The following is a 16863-nucleotide window of genomic DNA, read 5'->3' as shown; positions in this document are numbered from 1 at the left end:
AGAGTCCCCGCAGCCCAGGGCATGGCCCTGCTGCGGGACGAGCTTGCCGCAAGGTGGCTGCTTTCTTCGATTGCCATGACTTCCATTCCTCTTCTCCAGATGACCGGCATCAGCAAGTCCTTCGGGGCCACGCGCGCGCTGTCGGACATGCATCTGACCATCCGCCCCGGCGAGATCCACGCCCTCATGGGCGAGAACGGTGCTGGCAAGAGCACGCTCATGAAAGTGCTCTCCGGCGTACACGCGCCCGACAGCGGGCAGATCCTGCTGGACGGCAAACCGGTCTCGCTGCGCGACCCCGGCGCCAGCCGCGCCGCCGGCATCAACCTGATCTACCAGGAACTGGCGGTGGCGCCCAACATCAGCGTGGCGGCCAACGTCTTCATGGGCAGCGAATTGCGTACACGCTGGGGCCTGATCGACCACGCCGCCATGCGCAAGCGCACCGATGCCGTACTGGCCCAGCTGGGGGCGGCCTTCCGTGCCTCGGACCGCGCCGGACGGCTCTCCATTGCCGAGCAGCAGCAGGTCGAGATCGCCCGCGCCCTGGTGCATCGCAGCCGCATCGTCATCATGGATGAACCGACGGCGGCGCTCTCCGAACGCGAGACCGAACATCTCTTCGGCGTGGTGCGGCGCCTGCGCGATGAAGGCCTGGCCATCATCTACATCAGCCATCGCATGGCCGAGGTGTATGCCCTGGCTGACCGCGTGACGGTGCTGCGCGACGGCAGTTTCGTGGGCGAGCTGGCGCGCGAGGAGATCGATTCCGAACGCATCGTGCAGATGATGGTAGGGCGCTCGCTGGGCGAGTTCTACCAGCACAGCCGCCTGGCCCCCGAACAGGCGGCCGCGCTGCCGACGGTCTTGCAGGTACAGGACCTGACCGGTGGCAAGGTCAAGCCCTCCAGCTTTACCGTGCGTGCGGGCGAGGTGCTGGGCTTTGCCGGACTGGTCGGCGCCGGACGTACCGAGCTGGCGCGGTTGCTCTTCGGTGCCGATCCGCGCAGCAGTGGCCATCTCCTGTTGGAGGGGCAGGCCATACAGATCGACGAGCCGCGCGCGGCCATGCGCGCAGGCATTGCCTACGTGCCGGAAGACCGCAAGGGCCAGGGACTGTTCCTGCAGATGGCCGTGGGCGCCAACGCCACCATGAACGTCGCGGGTCGCCATAGCCGCATGGGCCTGGTGCGCAGCCGCTCTCTGGATGGCGTGGCGCGTGGGGCTATCCAGCGCCTGAACGTCAAGGTCGCGCATCCTGACGTGGCCGTGGGCAAGCTCTCCGGTGGCAACCAGCAGAAGGTCCTGCTGGCGCGCTGGCTGGAGATTGCCCCCAAGGTGTTGATCCTGGACGAGCCCACGCGCGGTGTGGATATCTATGCCAAGAGCGAGATCTATCAACTTGTCCACAAGCTGGCCGGACAGGGCGTGGCCGTGGTGGTCATCTCCAGCGAGCTGCCGGAAGTGATCGGCATCTGCGACCGCGTGCTGGTCATGCGCGAGGGCGCCATCACCGGCGAACTCGCAGGCGCGGCCATCACCCAGGAAGCCATCATGCACCTGGCCACCGATACGGCCGGCATGCATGCCGCGCATGCAGGTGGCGCAACTGCGCCTGCCGTGGCGCGTGTGCCGATGCATTCTTCTCCTTCTTCCCATTCCTTTTAGTCATGGCTCACCCAACTTCTCTGCACAACAACGACGCCCCTGCGCGTTCCTCTTCGACGGCTTCGCAATGGCTGCTGCACCGGCTGGGCATGCTGCCGGTGCTGGTGGTGCTGTACCTGCTGTTCTATGCGCTGACGATCTATCTCAGCGGCGACGGCAGCTCCAACTTCGCCACCGCCGAAAACACCATGAACATCCTGCGCCAGGTCGCCATCAACCTGGTGCTGGCGGCCGGCATGACCTTCGTCATCCTCACTGCCGGCATCGACCTCTCGGTCGGCTCGGTACTGGCGGTGTCGGCGGTGCTGGGCATGCAGGTGTCGCTGAGCGCGGCACCGGGCTGGTCGATTCCGATGTTCATCGTCTCGGGCTTGCTGATGGGCATGGTCAATGGCGCCATGGTGGCCTTCCTCAACATCAACGCCTTCGTGGTCACGCTGGGCACCATGACCGCCTTCCGGGGCGCGGCCTATCTGCTGGCCGATGGCACCACGGTCTTGAACAATGACATCCCCAGCTTCGAGTGGATCGGCAACGGCGACTTCCTGCACGTGCCCTGGCTGATCTGGATGGCCGTGGCGGTGGTGCTGCTGTCCTGGGTGATCCTGCGCAAGACCGTGCTGGGCATGCACATCTATGCCATCGGCGGCAACCTGCAGGCGGCGCGGTTGACCGGCATTCGCGTGGGGCTGGTGCTGTTGTTCGTGTATTCGATCAGCGGCTTGTTCTCGGGCCTGGCCGGCGCCATGTCGGCCAGCCGTTTGTATGGCGCCAACGGCAACTGGGGCAGTGGCTACGAACTCGATGCGATTGCCGCCGTGGTGCTGGGTGGCACCAGCCTCATGGGTGGCGTAGGCACGATCTGGGGCACGGTGGTCGGTGCGCTCATCATCGGTGTGATGAACAACGGGCTGACCATTCTCGGTCTGTCCTCGTTCTGGCAATACGTGGCCAAGGGCGCGGTGATCGTGCTGGCCGTGATCCTCGACAAATGGCGCCAGAAGGATGCCTCCCAATGACTTCCTCTTCGCAGACCGGAATCACCATGACCCTTCCCGACGTCGAAAGCCGCCGCTTCCTGCAGGCGCACGTGGCCGATACGCTGGCCTTCTACGACCGCCATGCCATCGATCCGCAGGGTGGCTTCTTCCATTACCTGAAGGACGATGGCAGCGTCTATGAGCGCAGCCATCGCCACCTGGTCAGCGCCACGCGCCTGGTGTTCACGCAGTCCATGGCTTATCTGCATACCGGGCAGGCGCGCTATCTGGAGCAGGCGCGCCATGCACTGGCGCATCTGGAGCGCTTCCGCCATGCGCAGGGTCCGCTGGCCGGTCTCTATGGGTGGACGCTGCGTGATGGCCAGATCGAGGACGGCACCGTGATGGCTTATGGCCAGGCTTTCGTGCTGTTGGCCATGGCGCATGCGCATCGTGTTGGCCTGTGTGATGCGCCGCAGGTGGCGCAGGCCTATGAGCGCATGGAGACGGCTTTCTTCGAGCCCGCCCATCAGGCTTATGCCGACGAGATCACGCCGGACGGCGAACTGATCGCCTATCGCGGCCAGAACGCCAACATGCATATGTGCGAAGCCTGCCTGGCCGCCCATGCGGCGACGGGGCGCACGGTCTATCTGGAACGTGCGCAGTTGCTGATCGAGCGCTTCGTCTTTGGGCTGGCACGGCAATCGCAGGATCTGGTGTGGGAGCATTACCGCCAGGACTGGTCGCTGGACCACGACTACAACCGCGGCAACCGCGACAACATCTTCAAGCCCTGGGGCTTCCAGACCGGCCACCAGACCGAGTGGGCCAAGCTCTTGCTGATTGCCCATGCGCAGGAGCCGCGCCCGGCCTATGTGAGCCGCGCCGCCGAATTGCAGAACGCGGCCTGGCGATATGGATGGGATGCGCAGCATGGCGGGCTGATCTATGGTTTCGATCCGGACAGGCAGCCCTATGACACGGACAAATATTTCTGGGTCCAGGCCGAGTCATTCGCCAGTGCGTGGCGGTTGTGGCGGGTGACGGGGGATGAGATTTTCCGGCAGCAGTATCACGCCATCTGGGCGTGGAGCTGGGCGCACATGGTGGATCACCATCATGGGGCCTGGTTCCGCATTCTGGCTGCCGATGGGAGCAAGAGGGAAGATACCAAGTCGCCGGCCGGGAAGGTGGACTATCACACCATGGGGGCGTGCTGGGATGTATTGGAGGCTGGTGGGTTGCGGGATTGACCGGGTGAGCGCAGGAGGTACGGTGCATCAGGAATACCTTGTCTTAGATTTACGAATCTTTGCCTCTGACTCAGGGGTATGCCATTTCTCCACGATGGTGCGATACGATGGTTTGGCTCGCTTCTACTGTCGCGTCCATAGCTATCGGTTTGGGGTGGTTCTATAGATTTGATTTCTCAGAGGAGGTGGAATGCCTATTTCCGTACCGTTTGGAGTTGTTTGGCAGGGGTGTAAATGGTTGTGGGATCAAGCTACAAAGTGCTTGTTTCTCCCGACGTATCGGCATTCTCATGGGGTTTGGCGCAAGCGCCATTGTCTTGGTGCTTATTGGTCTGACTGCACGAACTATATGGAGTATTCGTTGTATCTACCGCATGCCGCGGATCCTGAGCCTCGAATTCCCATTATTGCGTTGCGCGCTAAAGACGGCGTAATAGATAGCGCCTCGTTCGTTTTCCAGGCAGAGTCTGATGCGGTTTGTTTTCAAGAGCCCATTTCCGTCAGAAACCTGACGCAGAAGCCTGTGCTGTGGAAACTGCAGAATATTCCTTATCAAGAGTTGCTGCACGCAGATGACCGCGGAATTCGATTTTCTTGGGATGAGTACAGGATCATCAATTTACGTCTAAGTTTTAAAGATGGGAGTGCGATTGAACAAGATACATCGCTGAGATCAAACTTGACACATACCTGGCTTTTAAATTCTGAATGGGACAAGCGCTGGGGAATAATGTGGAATCTCGACGTCGTTAAGTTTGCCAAAAGCGAGTTGGCCATCTATTGGCGATTTGGGTTCTGGCGTTCAGGTACGTATTTATACGCCACTGAGTCCTTTGTGCAGCGGACTCTTGTTAGCACGATTCGGCAACCGATAGAGTGGTTAATGACGAGGAATATATCGCTCTCGATTCAATTCTGGCTGGCCTTGTGGTCTGGAATGTGGTGTCTTGACGATGATTGGCGATTGGCTTGGCGATGGCGGCGCACTGTCGGTCGAGATGAAGATGAGATTTCCGACGAAACGAAGCGGAAATGACATAAGAAAATGCGCATAATGCGCGCACTGCAATTTTGATCGCCCTGATTTTTTCAGGGCAGTGCAAAACAAAAAACCCGCCCTTCTTTCGAAGAGGCGGGTTTTTCGGACGGCGCCGCATACGCATGATTGCACATGCAGCGACGGGTATCTGGTGGTGATAGGTGGACTTGAACCACCGACCCCAGCATTATGAGTGCTGTGCTCTAACCAGCTGAGCTATATCACCAGGAGGCAAGCCCGAGACTATAGAGGTCTGCGAGGCGTCTGTCAATACTTTTTCCGTATTTCACCTTATTTTTATCCACAGGCGCGCCAGCTCATCCGCTGCGCCGCTCCTGCAGCGCCTGCTGTACCCGCGCCAGTACCTCTGCCGTCGCCTCCGGGCGGTTGCAGTCGATGCTGATGCGCTCGGGCATCGAACGCAGCCAGGTAAGCTGGCGCTTGGCCAACTGGCGGGTGGCGGCGATGCCCTTTTCGCGCAGGGCGGTGGCGTCGATGCTGCCGTCCAGGTATTCCCACATCTGGCGATAGCCCACACAACGCATCGAAGGCAAGCCCAGGTGCAGGTCACCCCTGGCGCGCAAGGCGGTGACTTCGCGCTCCAGGGCGCCACCGCGCAGCATCAGGTCAAAGCGCAACGCGATGCGCTCATGCAGGACCGCACGATCAGCAGGTTCCAGCGCCAAGGGCAGCATCTCGAAGGGCAGCGCCTCCGGCGCCTTCTGCGACAGTAGCGAAGACATGGGCTGGCCGGTCAGCAGCGTGATCTCCAGCGCACGCTGGATGCGCTGGCTGTCGGTCGGCTTCAGGCGCGCCGCCGTCACCGGGTCCAGCGTGGCCAGGCGCGCATGCAGGGCCGGCACGCCCAGGCGGGCGGCTTCTTCGTCCAGCTGCGCGCGCAGGGCCGGGTCGGCTTGCGGCAGCTCGTCCAGGCCATCGCGCAATACCTTGAAGTAGAGCATGGTGCCGCCCACCAACAAGGGCAGCTTGCCGCGCCCGGCAATCTCCAGTGTGAGACGCAGCGCATCCTGGCGGAATTGCATGGCCGAATACGCCTCGGTGGGGTCGATGATGTCGATCAGGTGGTGCGGCACGGCGGCCAGCTCTTCCGGGCTGGGCTTGGCGGTGCCGATGTCCATCTCGCGATAGACCAGGGCCGAATCGACGGAAATGATTTCGCAGGGCAGGTGGCGGGCAATCTCCAGCGCGGCGGCCGTCTTGCCGGACGCGGTGGGGCCCATGATGGCCACGGCCAGAGGCAGGCGCTGGGTCATCGGACTTATCCTTACTGGCCACGCAGGAAGAGCTTGTCCAGATCCGACAGGCCCATCTGGGTCCAGGTCGGGCGGCCATGGTTGCACTGGTCGGACCGCTCGGTGGCTTCCATCTGGCGCAGCAGCGCATTCATCTCGGGCAGCGTCAGGCTGCGGTTGGCGCGCACGGCGGTGTGGCAGGCCAGGGTGCCGAGCAGTTCGTTGCGGCGCTCCAGCAGCACGCGCGAGCCGCCGTATTCGCGCACGTCGCGCAGCACGTCGCGGGCCAGGGTCTGGGCGTCGGCGTTCTTCAACAACGCAGGAACGGCGCGCACGGCCAGCGTGGTGGGCGACATCACGGCAATGTCGAAGCCCAGCGCCGACAGCGTTTCCTGATGCTCTTCCACCGTGCCCACCTCGACCGGATCGGCATAGAAGGTGACTGGAATCAACAGCGGCTGCACGAACATCTCGTTGCCATCCAGCGCATTCTTGAGCTGCTCGTAGAGGATGCGTTCATGCGCGGCATGCATGTCCACCACCACCAGGCCCGCCTGGTTCTGTGCCAGCACATAGATGCCATGCAGTTGCGCCAGCGCGAAGCCGAGCGGGAAGTCGCCCTCGGGCAAAGGTGCTGCCGATGCCTCGATGCTGATGCTGCCCGGCATGCTGTTGCCGCTGGCACCCGTAGCGCCATCCATCTGCGCGGCCGGTTCGCTGCGGAACATGTTGCCGTAGGCCGCACGGTCCTGGCGGATGCCGAAGCCGCCGCTGCCCTGGCCACTATGCCCGGCAAAGGAGAAGGGACGCGGTTGTTCGGCGAACTGGGCAGAGAAGCTCTGCTGTTTCTGTTCGCGCATCCATGGCAGCGGTGCATTCGGTCCGCTTGCTGGCGCGGGTGTGCCCTCGGCAGTCTCGGCCTGCTGCTGCGGCAGATTGCCGAAGGAGACGGCGGAGGTCTGCGCCAGCGTGCGCGAGACCGCATGGAAGACGAACTGGTGGACCGCGCGGCTATCCCGGAAACGCACTTCGATCTTGGACGGATGCACGTTCACATCCACCAGCGCCGGGTCCAGCGTGAGCGAGAGCGCATAGGCCGGATAGCGGTCGCCATGCAGCACGTCCTGATAGGCCGCGCGCACGGCGTGGGTGAGCAGCTTGTCGCGCACGAAGCGGCCGTTGACGTAGAAGTACTGGCCATCGGCGCGCGCCTTCGATGCCGTGGGCAGACCGACGAAGCCATGCAGGCGCAGGGGGCCGGCGGTCTCGTCCAGCGGCAGGCGGGCATTGGCGAATTCGTCGCCCAGGATGTGGGCGCTGCGCTTGGCAAATTCGCCGACGTTCCAGTGATCGACCGTCTTGCCGTTGTGCGAGAGTGAAAAGCTCACGTCCGGGCGCGCCAGCGCAATGCGGCGCACGACCTCGGCGCAGTGGCCGTATTCGGTCTGTTCGGACTTGAGGAATTTGCGCCGCGCGGGCGTGTTGAAATACAGGTCCTGCACGTCGATGGTGGTGCCTTGCGCACCCGAAGCCGGGGCCACGGTACCAAATTGGGAGCCGGTGATTTCCCATGCATGGGGCGCATCGGCGGTGCGACTGGTAACCGTCAGCTGGGCCACCGAAGCGATCGATGCCAGCGCTTCGCCGCGAAAGCCCAGCGTGGAGACATTCTCCAGGTCGGTCAGCGAGGCGATCTTGGACGTGGCATGGCGGGCCAGCGCCAGCGGCAATTGCTCAGGTGGAATGCCGCGGCCGTTGTCGGTGATGGCGATGCGCTTGACGCCGCCTTGCTCCAGGCGCACGGTGATCTGGGTGGAGCCGGCATCGAGTGCGTTCTCCAGCAATTCCTTGACGACCGCAGAGGGACGTTCAATCACCTCGCCCGCGGCGATCTGCGAGATCAGCTGATCGGGCAGGGCCTGGATGGGGCGATGGGTCGGTGTCACGGTCGGGTCGGAAGCGGGGGAAGAGTGCGGTGCGTTCATGGCGGGATTATACCGCCGCCGCTTTATGGCGGATGTGACGAAGCCGCCCGGAGGCGGCTTCTGGGGATATTGCTGCATCGGGTTTCAGAAGGGCAATGCGCAGATGCCTTCCTGAAAACGATATAAACGATTACACGCGGAAGGTGCTGACCGCCGCCGCCAGGCGCTCGGCCTGCTGCTGCAGCGACTGTGCTGCGGCTGCCGCCTGTTCCACCAGGGCCGCGTTCTGCTGGGTGCTTTCATCCATCTGGGCGATGGCGCGGTTGATCTGGTCGATGCCTTCGCTCTGTTCTCGGCTGGCAGTGGTGATTTCGCTGATGACGGTGGAGACGCGTTGCACGCTGGCCACCACGTCGTTCATGGTGCTGCCGGCCTGGGCCACCAGCTGCCCGCCACCGGCCACGGTCTGCACAGAGGCGTCGATCAGTTCCTTGATTTCCTTGGCGGCCGAGGCGCTGCGCTGGGCCAGCGTGCGCACTTCGGTGGCCACCACGGCAAAGCCGCGTCCCTGCTCGCCGGCACGGGCCGCTTCCACGGCTGCGTTCAGGGCCAGGATGTTGGTCTGGAAGGCGATGCCGTCGATCACGCTGATGATATCGACGATGCGTTGCGAGGAGCTGTTGATGGCGTCCATGGTCTGTACCACCTGGCCGACCACTTCGCCGCCATGGCTGGCCACGTCCGAGGCGGAGCCGGCCAGCTCATCGGCCTGGATGGCGTTGGCGGCATTCTGCTTCACGGTCGAGGTCAGCTCTTCCATGGCCGAGGCGGTTTCTTCCAGCGCGCCAGCTTGCTGCTCGGTGCGCGAGGAGAGATTGAGGTTGCCGGCCGCGATCTCGCTGGCGGCGGTGTTGATCTCCTCGGTGCCGGCACGCACGCTGGAGACCACTTCCGACAGGCCCATGCTGATGCCGTTGAAGGCGCCCATCAGGCGGCCGATCTCGTCGCTGCTGTGCACGTGCAGGCGGGTGGTGAGGTCGCCGCCGGCAATGCGGTCGGCCGCCTCGCACACCGCATCCAGCGGACGCGTGACCATGCGGTTGATCATCACCGTCAGGATCGCACCCAGCACCGCCAGGAACACCAGGCCCAGGCCGATGTAGAGATTGCGCATGGAACTGACTTCGTGCGTGATCTCCTCCACTGCAGCCTCACCGACGATGACCCAGTTCCACGGCGCGTAGTGGGTGAAGACGGCGATCTTCTGGCGGCCGTCGCTGCCGGTGTAGCGCAGCTGGCCTTCCTTCTGCTGCACCAGGGTTTTGACGTAGGTAGCGCCGCTGCCGTCCTTGGCCTCGATCAGGTTGCCGCCTTCTTCCTTGCCCTCGCGCGGGGCGCCGGCGATCATCACACCCTGGTCCTTGCCTTCGCGGCCGTTGAGCGCATAGAAGTTGCCGGTCTCGCCGATCTTGAGCGACTTGATCTGGTCTTTCAATGCCTTCACGTCGGCCGAGATGTCGATGCCCACGTAGAGCGCGGCGATGACCTGGCCGGCGTCGTTCTTGATGGGTACGTACTTGGTGATGTACTGCTTGCCGAACAGGGTAGCCAGCCCGCTGTAGGGCTTGTCGGACTTCAGCGCCGCGTAGCCGGGATGGGCTCGGTCGAGCAGGGTGCCGATGGCGCGTTCGCCGTTTTCTTTCTTGACCGAAGTGGACACGCGCACGAAGTCGTCACCCGTCTTGGCGAAGATGGTGGCGGTCACGCCGGTGTGGGCGGTGAAGCGATCGGGAATGGTGAAATCCAGGTTCAGCTCGCGGCCGTCGTTGGACAGCACCGGCGTGGCACGCTCGCCAATCTGCACGGTGCGGCCTTCATCCAGCGCCAGCTTGCCGAATTCCTTGTCGAACATGGTGGAGAAGCGGTCCACCTGGCTGTTCACGGAGCGGTCGAAGATGCCGACCATGTTGGCCACGCCGCGCGCATCATTGCCCATCTGTTCGATGGAGCGGGTTTCCACCATGCGCGAGGCGGAGTAGGTGATCAGCATCAGGGCGATCACGAAGACGACACCCACCAGGGCGACCGTCATGGCAGTCAGTTTTGCACCGACCGAACGATGAAAAAGGGATGCGCCGCGCGCACCGGACAATTCATTAGCCATGGCTATTCTTGTTTTTGAAGATTAAGGGGGTGGAAATGCAAATGCCGAACCAGAAACCATCCGGGGAGCGACGGTGCTTGCTGCCTGCACATTCAATTCGCCATCGTTTTCCCTCTGTGTTTCCAGCGTCCGGAAAGTCCTGCAGCACGGTACCTTCGAACCGATGACAGGCAGGCCAGAGGGTGGCGTGCTGCACCGGCTTGCCCAAAAGGCAATGCAACGTGGTCACCGACGTCAGGGGCCGCCTTCGGGGAGGTCCAACGTCGGTGCTGACATCACGGTACTTGCGGAGAAGGTGGTCAGTATATCGTCAGGAATTTGCGACAGATCAAAATACTTCGAATGTTTGCGCCCACATCTAACTGTGCTGTTGTTTTTCCAGCGAGAAAGTGCTCTTTCGGCATGACATCCCTTGTCGTGCCGCCATCACGGCTTTTCCGGCGTTTCAACTTTCCTTTGCGGCCTGTGTTCCTGCAGGCGCAGGCGCATCGGCGCGGTAATTGCGCACCCACTTTTCCAGTTGATCGGCCGACATCGGCCGCGAAAAATAATAGCCCTGCGCCACATCGCAGCCCTGGCTCTTGAGCAGCTCGTACTGGTCGGCATCCTCGACGCCTTCGGCCACCACGACCAGCTTGAGGCTTTCGCCGATGCGGATGACGGCGTTGGTCAAGGCGCTGACCGCCTCGTCCTTGGCCATGTCGCGCACGAAGCTCTGGTCCAGCTTGAGTTCGGAGACCGGCAGCTTGCGCAGGTAGCCGAGGCTGGAATAGCCGGTGCCGAAGTCATCCATGGCCAGCGGGATCCCCAGCGCATGCACGGCGGAGATGGTCTGGCTGGTGCTGGGGTTGGTGTCCATGAGCACGGTCTCGGTGATTTCCAGGGTGAGGTCGGTTGGTGCCAGGCTGTAGCGGCGCAGCAGTCCGGTAACGAACTGCGGCAGGTCGAGATCGTGGAAATTGGTGGCCGACAGGTTCACCGACATCGATGGCACCTGAATGCCGCGCCGGCGCCAGTCCGACAGCTGGAAGCAAGCTTCTTCCAGCGCCCACTTGCCCAGTTCGCCGATCAGGCCGCATTCCTCGGCAATCGGGATGAAGCGGCCCGGCGAGATCTGGCCCAGCTGTGGGTCATGCCAGCGTGCCAGCGCTTCCACCCCATGCAGGCTGTGATCGTGCAGCCTGATCTGCGGCTGGAAGTGCAGCTCGAAAAGGCCGCCCCGCAAGGCGTCGCGCAGGGCACTTTCCAGGGCCAGGCGTTCCTGGGCGAGGCTGTTCATCTCTTCGCTGAAGAAGCTGAAACGGCCACGGTTGACGGCCTTGGCCTGGTACATGGCGATGTCGGCGCGATGCAGCAGGGTCTCGATATCGTGGCCGTTGTCGGGGAAGATCGCCACGCCGATGCTGGCCGAGGGGTTCAGGGGCGTGCCGTTGATGTGGCAGGGCATGGCCAGACGCTCCTGGATACGCTTGACCACCTCGGTCAGGTGTTCAGTGTTGTATTGGGTCAGCACCACCACGAATTCATCACCCGAGAGCCGCCCCACGATGTCCGAGCGCCGCGCCTGCGACTGCAGGCGCGTGGCCACCGTGCGCAGCAGTTCGTCGCCGGCCTGGTGACCCAGCGAATCGTTGACCTGCTTGAAGCGGTCCAGGTCGATGAACATCACCGCCACCGTGCTGCCATTGCGGTCGGCCGAGGCGATGGCCTGGCCGGCCTGTACCAGCAGGAGGCTGCGATTGGGCAGGCCGGTGAGCGAATCATAAAAGGCCAGTTGATGGATGCGCGCGCGCGAGGCTTCGCGTTCGATGGCCAGGGCACACAGGTGCAGGCCGGCGTCCACCAGCAGGTGGTGGAAGGCGCTGGGCTGGCGCGGGCGCCGATAGTAGAAGCCGAAGGTGCCGATGACCTTGCCGTCGGCCGACTTGATCGGAGTTGACCAGCAGGCCTGCAAACCGTGGCCCAGGGCCAGCTCCTTGAATTCGGCCCAGCGCGGATCGGTGGCGATCTCTTCGGCGATCACGCTCTGGCCGGTATAGGCGGCGCTGCCGCAGGAGCCTACCAGCGGGCCGATCTGCAGGCCCTCGATGGCGCGCGTGTAGGCCTCCGGCAGGCTGGGCGCGGCCAGGGTATGCAGGCGTCCTTGCTCGTCCACGCTGAGCACCGAGGCGATCACCTCGGGGGCGACCCGTTCGATTTCCTCGCACAGCAGGTTCATCTGCTCGGGCAGGGAAGAATCGCGTGCCATGGCATTGAGTACGCGGTACTGCAAGACTTCGTGGACCTTGGTATTGGTGATGTCGGTCATCACGCAGACGGCATTGATGAGCTTGCGTTCCATGTCGAGGATGGGATTGACCACCGCCGAGATCCATACCGGCTGCTCATGCAGATCGTGGATCAGTTCTTCGGTATGGAAGCTGTGCCCTTGCAGCAGCTCTCCGTGGCAGCGCTCGATGGACTTGACGAAGCTCGGGTGGCTGGCAAACAGCTCGCGCGGTTGCTTGCCGATGACCTGCTGGCTCTGGAAGCCCAGCATGCGGGTAAAACCGGTGTTGTGGAAGACGATGCGGTTCTGCTCGTCGGTGATGAGCACCGCATTGTCGGTCTCGTTGATGCCCAGCGAGAGCAGATGCAGATGTTCTCGGTCGCTCTTTTCGCGGGTAACCCGGTAGGTCACGTCGTTGCCGATGCAGATCACCCGCTCGGCCTTGCCATGGGGATTGAGCAGGGGCGAGTAGGTAGCTTCCCACCAGATCGTGCGGCCGCTGCGGGTGCGGCGCGGGAAGCGGCCGGAGAAGAAACGGCCGTTGCAGACGTCGCGCCAGAAGGCCGCGTACTCCTCGCTGGCGGCGTAGTCGGCAGAGCACAATACGCTGTGGGGCTGGCCGATCAGGTCTTCGGCCAGGTATTCCATGGTCTTGAGGTAGTTGCGGTTGGCGGCCAGGATCAGGCCTTGTGGCGAGAGCTCGACCACGCCCAGCGAGCGGTTCAGGGCGGTCAGCACATTGTTGCTGTGGTGCGATTCGTCAATGTGGGCACTGATGTCGGCCGCCACCGAGATCACCTTGAGCAACTGGCCGCTGGCGTCCAGGACCGGACTGCACAGCGCTTCCAGCCAGACGGTGGTGCCATCGATGCGGCGCCGCTGCAGGGTGCCGGAGATCACCTCGCCCTGGTAAAGGTGCTGCCAGAAGCGCTGGTAATCCTCGGTCTCGGCATAGAAGGGATCGCACAGCATGCGGTGATGCTGGCCCACCACTTCATGGCGCTGGTAACCCAGCATGGCGAGGAAATTGTCGTTGGCGTCGAGGATCGTGCCATCGGCGGCGAATTCGAGAATGGCCATGGAACGCCACAAGGCGCCCATCAGCGCTTCGCGCTCTGCCTCGTGCTGCCGCTGCTGATCACCTTGCGGCTGCGACGGATGATCGAACTGGCCCACGAATGACTCCTGGCTCCCCATACAGCGCCCCCTCTGGCCGGTAATGACGCCTGACGCGTCTTGCCTCATGCAGTGCGGAGTGGCAATTGCCCCGGTTCCCCTGCGGCTCCTTACCCTGTCCCGTCAGCCCCGTATCGCCTGCCCCGGCGCGGTGGCACCCTATGCCGGAAGACGCAAAACATGCGCCGCCATGCATATTTGTGCCGTGAAAACTGAAGGAACTGGCTTTGATCATATGCCAAATCTTTCCAGTTGTGCTTATCGTGCAGGGCGGTTTGCGGCGCGATGCAACAGGCTTGCGAGTTTGCGTGAGGATCGTCTTTTTGCGCCTCCCCCGGGCTTTTTATCGGCCGGCGGCCGGGCTTCTTGAGTCGGGCCGGGGGGAGTGTTGTATGATGCCTGCGCAGGTGCGGGAGCTCGCCCGGCCTGCACGATGTTTCTCCGGCTGCATTGCAGAAGGAAAATATCCGGCCACGTGGCAATGGGGAGCCCGGGCCTTCATGAATCACCAACGATTGGGCTTTATGGATTATCTGCAGTTGCTGGACGTGCTGGTGCACGTGGACAAATATCTGGGGGTTCTCATCGAGCAGTACGGCTCGCTGATTTATGCAGTGCTGTTCCTGATCGTGTTCTGTGAGACGGGGCTGGTGGTGCTGCCCTTCCTGCCGGGCGACTCGCTGCTCTTCATCGCCGGCACCTTCTGTGCCACGGGGGCCATGGACATCTGGCTGCTGACGGGTCTGCTGGTGGCGGCGGCGGTGGGCGGCAATACGCTCAACTACTGGATCGGCGGCTGGGTCGGGCAGCGTGTCTATACCCACCATTACCGCTGGCTCAATCCGGACGCCCTGCGCAAGACCCACGCCTTCTACGAAAAACACGGCGGCAAGACCATCGTGATTGCCCGCTTCACGCCCATCGTGCGCACCTTCGCACCCTTCATCGCCGGGGTCTCGGCCATGAGCTTTGCGCGCTTCCAGCTGTTCAACGTGCTGGGTGCCTTGCTGTGGGTGGTGGGACTGGTGGTACTGGGCTACCTGTTCGGCAATATCCCGGTGGTCCAGAAGAACCTCAATACGCTGGTCCTCTGCGGCATGGTCGGCGCCGTCGTCCCTATCCTGCTGGGCGTGCTGTGGCAGCTCTGGCGCAAGCTGCGCGGCAAGCGCAAGGTCAGCAACGCCTGATGCCCTGGGCGTCCCAAAAGAAAAACCCGGGCTGGGAACAGCGCCGGGTTTTTTCTTGCCTGCAGGCCGGAGTGCGCCGATACCCGGGGGCTCAGGTCATCCTGTTCTTGGCCAGTGGCGGATTCTTGGCGAAGTAGTTGCGGATGCCGGTCAGGATGGCATCGGCCATCTGCTCCTGGTAGCGCTCGTCGGTGAGCTTGGCTTCTTCTTCCGGGTTGGAGATGAAGGCGGTCTCGATCAGGATGCTGGGGATGTCGGGGGCCTTCAGCACGGCAAAGCCGGCCTGTTCCACCGCACCCTTGTGCAGCTTGTTGATGCCGCCGATCTCCTTCAGGACCGCATTGCCCACGCGCAGGCTGTCGTTGATCTGCGCCGTGGTGGAGAGGTCCAGCAGGACGCTGGCCAGCTGGCGGTCATGGGTCTTGATGTTGACCCCGCCGATCAGGTCGGCCGAGTTTTCCTTGTTGGCCAGCCAGCGCGCCGCCGTGGAGCTGGCGCCCTTCTCCGACAGGGCGAACACCGAGGAGCCGCGTGCGGTCGGCTGCACGAAGGCATCCGCGTGGATGGAGACGAACAGGTCGGCCTGCACCTTGCGCGCCTTGACCACGCGCTGGCCCAGCGGCACGAAGAAGTCGGCGTCGCGGGTAAGCATGACGCGCATGTTGGGGTGCTGCTCGATCTTGCGTTTCAAGCGCCGGGCGATGGAGAGCACCACGTCCTTCTCGTGGTTGCCGCGCGCGCCGGTGGCGCCGGGGTCTTCACCCCCGTGGCCGGGGTCCAGCGCGATGGTAATCATGCGCGTCATCTGCATGCGCGGATCATCCGGCACCGCCTTGGGATTGCGCTCGGTCTTGTCTTCCGGCTGCGGCTTGATCTCGGCCAGCGGCGCCGGATCGGGTTTGGACGGGGACGCCGGGGCCTGCGCCAGCGGCGGGCTGGCGGGAGTTTCCTTGTTCCAGTCGCCCTTCTGGATCAGGGCGGCGATGGGGTCTTGCGGATTGGTCGGATAGAGGTCGATGACGAAGCGGTACTTGTACTCGCCCACCGGCGCCAGGGTGAAGACCTGCGGCTTGATCTCGTCCTTCAGGTCGAACACCAGGCGCACCACGCCGGGCCGGTTCTGGCCCACGCGCACCTGCTTGATGTACGGGTCGTTGGGCTGGATCTTGGCCACCAGGTCCTTCAGGGTGCTGTTCAGGTCGATGCCCTCGATGTCCACCACCAGGCGATCCGGGTTCTTGACCACGAAGTGCGTGACCTTGAGGTCGCTGTCGTTTTCCAGCGTGACGCGGGTGTAGTCGTCGGACGGCCAGACGCGCACGGCCAGGATCTGCGAGGCCATGGCGGGCAGGGGCGTGACGACGGAGACGAACAGCGCGCCGCCGGCTTTCAAGATGGTGCGGCGGGTTTTGGACTTCACAGATTGGGAGCGAATTTCAGTCGAGCGAGGCATTGATGACCCTTGTCGGACAACGCACGCAATTCTACATCACGACCGTCCCCTGCAAGCGACAGGTTGACGTGTATGTCCGGTGGCGGCAACACCGGATGACCCTTTTCGGGCCATTCGACGATACAGACGGAGTTTTCGTTGAAATGTTCACGAAAACCGGCGTCAAGAAATTCCTCCGGGCTGGCCATGCGGTACAGATCGAAGTGGATGACTGTTACCATGCGGCCTGCGAAGGAAACTTCATAGGGCTCCGCCAGCGTGTAGGTCGGGCTCTTGACCCGCCCCTGGTAGCCCGCCGCATGCAGCAGGGCGCGGGTGAGCGCGGTCTTGCCCGCTCCCAGGTCGCCGTGCAGGTAGATCGCCAGGCCCGGCGCCAGCACCTGCGCCAGGTCGGCGCCCAGGCGCGCGGTGGCGGCTTCGTCGGGCAGGTGGAGGTGGAGTCGCTGCAGGTTCATGCTGTTCTGGGTCATCCGGGATGGCTCGTTACAAAGTA

The 16863-nt window shown here is 63.1% G+C and carries 11 protein-coding genes and 1 tRNA gene; 5 read left to right on the top strand and 7 right to left on the bottom strand.

The window, feature by feature from the left end; translation table 11 throughout:
* Positions 1-75 precede the first annotated feature (75 nt).
* The 4 genes from ACVC5H_RS21900 to ACVC5H_RS21885 all read left to right on the top strand — a co-directional run bounded on the left by ACVC5H_RS21900 (position 76) and on the right by ACVC5H_RS21885 (position 4940).
* Entirely contained in the window at positions 76-1668 is a 1593-nt protein-coding gene (locus tag ACVC5H_RS21900) for a sugar ABC transporter ATP-binding protein (RefSeq protein ID WP_489619834.1), read from the top strand.
* 2 nt (positions 1669-1670) lie between these two features.
* Complete coding sequence (locus tag ACVC5H_RS21895; RefSeq protein ID WP_489619833.1) at positions 1671-2687, top strand: ABC transporter permease subunit; 1017 nt, start codon at positions 1671-1673, stop codon at positions 2685-2687.
* 26 nt (positions 2688-2713) lie between these two features.
* Positions 2714-3904 carry an AGE family epimerase/isomerase gene (locus ACVC5H_RS21890; RefSeq protein ID WP_489619832.1) on the top strand — a complete coding sequence of 397 codons (1191 nt, stop codon included), beginning with the start codon at positions 2714-2716 and terminating at the stop codon, positions 3902-3904.
* Positions 3905-4094: 190 nt separating this feature from the next.
* Positions 4095-4940, top strand: coding sequence for a hypothetical protein (locus ACVC5H_RS21885; RefSeq protein ID WP_489619831.1), 846 nt, complete (start codon positions 4095-4097; stop codon positions 4938-4940).
* A 152-nt stretch (positions 4941-5092) separates the two neighbouring features.
* Here ACVC5H_RS21885 and ACVC5H_RS21880 read toward each other — a convergent pair.
* The 5 genes from ACVC5H_RS21880 to ACVC5H_RS21860 form a co-directional block, all read right to left on the bottom strand.
* Positions 5093-5169 (bottom strand) — tRNA-Met (locus ACVC5H_RS21880).
* A 91-nt stretch (positions 5170-5260) separates the two neighbouring features.
* Positions 5261-6217, bottom strand: coding sequence for a tRNA (adenosine(37)-N6)-dimethylallyltransferase MiaA (gene miaA / locus ACVC5H_RS21875; RefSeq protein ID WP_489619830.1), 957 nt, complete (start codon positions 6215-6217; stop codon positions 5261-5263).
* Positions 6218-6228: 11 nt separating this feature from the next.
* Positions 6229-8181: a DNA mismatch repair endonuclease MutL gene (gene mutL, locus ACVC5H_RS21870; RefSeq protein ID WP_489619829.1), complete on the bottom strand. Its 1953-nt coding sequence runs from the start codon at positions 8179-8181 to the stop codon at positions 6229-6231.
* Positions 8182-8311: 130 nt separating this feature from the next.
* The gene (locus tag ACVC5H_RS21865; RefSeq protein ID WP_489619828.1) at positions 8312-10285 is read right to left on the bottom strand and encodes a methyl-accepting chemotaxis protein; all 1974 of its coding nucleotides are present in this window, start codon (positions 10283-10285) and stop codon (positions 8312-8314) included.
* Positions 10286-10730: 445 nt separating this feature from the next.
* Positions 10731-13751 carry a sensor domain-containing protein gene (locus tag ACVC5H_RS21860; protein WP_489619827.1) on the bottom strand — a complete coding sequence of 1007 codons (3021 nt, stop codon included), beginning with the start codon at positions 13749-13751 and terminating at the stop codon, positions 10731-10733.
* A gap of 503 nt (positions 13752-14254) precedes the next feature.
* On the opposite strand from ACVC5H_RS21860, the gene ACVC5H_RS21855 reads away from it, so the two are divergent.
* Positions 14255-14917: a VTT domain-containing protein gene (locus ACVC5H_RS21855; RefSeq protein WP_489619826.1), complete on the top strand. Its 663-nt coding sequence runs from the start codon at positions 14255-14257 to the stop codon at positions 14915-14917.
* Positions 14918-15008: 91 nt separating this feature from the next.
* Here ACVC5H_RS21855 and ACVC5H_RS21850 read toward each other — a convergent pair whose 3' ends face one another.
* Complete coding sequence (locus ACVC5H_RS21850) at positions 15009-16370, bottom strand: N-acetylmuramoyl-L-alanine amidase (protein ID WP_489619825.1); 1362 nt, start codon at positions 16368-16370, stop codon at positions 15009-15011.
* The gene (tsaE, locus tag ACVC5H_RS21845) at positions 16334-16840 is read right to left on the bottom strand and encodes a tRNA (adenosine(37)-N6)-threonylcarbamoyltransferase complex ATPase subunit type 1 TsaE (RefSeq protein WP_489619824.1); all 507 of its coding nucleotides are present in this window, start codon (positions 16838-16840) and stop codon (positions 16334-16336) included. The genes ACVC5H_RS21850 and tsaE overlap by 37 nt, the downstream gene beginning before the upstream one ends.
* Positions 16841-16863 lie beyond the last annotated feature (23 nt).

This window comes from Herbaspirillum sp. Her3 (assembly GCF_057961275.1).
The sequence above is the reverse complement of the archived record's forward strand: the minus strand, read 5'-3'. Positions and strand labels throughout refer to the sequence as shown.

What these genes read in the sequence shown, in the direction of transcription:
- ACVC5H_RS21895 (WP_489619833.1), top strand. Translation starts at nt 1,671, where the DNA reads ATGGCTCACCCAACTTCTCTGCACAACAACGACGCCCCTGCGCGTTCC.
- ACVC5H_RS21855 (WP_489619826.1), top strand. Translation starts at nt 14,255, where the DNA reads ATGGATTATCTGCAGTTGCTGGACGTGCTGGTGCACGTGGACAAATAT.
- tsaE (WP_489619824.1), bottom strand. Translation starts at nt 16,840, where the DNA reads ATGACCCAGAACAGCATGAACCTGCAGCGACTCCACCTCCACCTGCCC.
- mutL (WP_489619829.1), bottom strand. Translation starts at nt 8,181, where the DNA reads ATGAACGCACCGCACTCTTCCCCCGCTTCCGACCCGACCGTGACACCG.
- ACVC5H_RS21885 (WP_489619831.1), top strand. Translation starts at nt 4,095, where the DNA reads ATGCCTATTTCCGTACCGTTTGGAGTTGTTTGGCAGGGGTGTAAATGG.
- ACVC5H_RS21890 (WP_489619832.1), top strand. Translation starts at nt 2,714, where the DNA reads ATGACCCTTCCCGACGTCGAAAGCCGCCGCTTCCTGCAGGCGCACGTG.
- ACVC5H_RS21850 (WP_489619825.1), bottom strand. Translation starts at nt 16,370, where the DNA reads ATGCCTCGCTCGACTGAAATTCGCTCCCAATCTGTGAAGTCCAAAACC.
- ACVC5H_RS21860 (WP_489619827.1), bottom strand. Translation starts at nt 13,751, where the DNA reads ATGGGGAGCCAGGAGTCATTCGTGGGCCAGTTCGATCATCCGTCGCAG.
- ACVC5H_RS21900 (WP_489619834.1), top strand. Translation starts at nt 76, where the DNA reads ATGACTTCCATTCCTCTTCTCCAGATGACCGGCATCAGCAAGTCCTTC.
- miaA (WP_489619830.1), bottom strand. Translation starts at nt 6,217, where the DNA reads ATGACCCAGCGCCTGCCTCTGGCCGTGGCCATCATGGGCCCCACCGCG.
- ACVC5H_RS21865 (WP_489619828.1), bottom strand. Translation starts at nt 10,285, where the DNA reads ATGGCTAATGAATTGTCCGGTGCGCGCGGCGCATCCCTTTTTCATCGT.